Annotated in this window: 1 protein-coding gene and 1 pseudogene; both read right to left on the bottom strand. The window is 69.3% G+C overall.

The window, feature by feature from the left end; all coding sequences use genetic code 11:
• A partial coding sequence (locus tag V6U79_RS29670; protein WP_334616718.1) for an IS3 family transposase occupies positions 1–511 on the bottom strand: 511 nt, incomplete at its 3' end.
• 89 nt (positions 512–600) lie between these two features.
• Positions 601–819: pseudogene (locus V6U79_RS29945) on the bottom strand (transposase); the annotation flags it as partial.
• Positions 820–880: the final 61 nt, after the last annotated feature.

Below are 880 nucleotides of genomic sequence, written 5' to 3'. Positions count from 1 at the left end.
CTCGGTGCGCAGGTGGTCGGCCATCGCCCAGCCGACGACGCGGCGGGAGTAGGCGCCGACGACACCCGAGGTAGAGGAACCCTTCCCAGGTGCGTAGGTAGGAGATGTCAGCGACCCAGAGCCGGTTGGGTGCGGTCGCGGTGAACTGCCGCTGGACCAGATCAGGTGCAGTCGCCGTGGACATGGCCTTGCGGCGTGGCTTGCCGTGCCGGCGTCGGTGGGCGCCCTCGATACCGGCCAGGCGCATCAGCCGGGCTACCGCCTTGCGGTTCCAGCGGTGACCGCGCTCGTGCAGTTCGGCGGTGAGCCGTCGGGCGCCGTAGACGCCGCGGTGTTCTGACCAGGCCTGCCGGGTGACCTCGGCCCGGGCCTGGTCGTGGCGTTCCCGGTCGGCGGCACGTTGCCGGCCGTCGCCCAGCCACTGGTAGAAGGCACTGTGGCCGACGCCGAGGAGTCGGCAGAGCAGACGGACCGGGTAGGTGGTCTTCTCCGCGTCGATGAACCGATACACCTCGGTCCGGTACCGCTCCGTCTCGCCCGCGAAGAAGACCGCGGCTTTTTCAAGATCTCCTTCTCCAGCTCCAGCTGTGCGACCTGACGCCGCAGCCGCAGCAGCTCAGCCCGTTCGTCACCGGCCAGGTCACTGGGGCGGCCGCCGTCGCGTTCCTGCCGCAGCTGCGCGACCCAGTTGCGCAGCGTCTCGTGGTTGACGCCGAGCTCCCGGCCGACGTCACGGATCGTGCGGCCGGAATCGAGTACCAACGCCGCGGCCTGGCGGCGGAACTCCCTCGGGGTACTTGCTCTGTCGAGCCACAGCAATTCCCTCCTCCTCAGCAGGATGCCAAGTCAGGAGGTGTCCGGTCTCAGGGGGTCACTTCAC

This window comes from Micromonospora psammae (assembly GCF_036902725.1).
In the GTDB taxonomy this organism is placed as follows: Bacteria; Actinomycetota; Actinomycetes; order Mycobacteriales; family Micromonosporaceae; genus Micromonospora.
The sequence above is the reverse complement of the archived record's forward strand: the minus strand, read 5'-3'. Positions and strand labels throughout refer to the sequence as shown.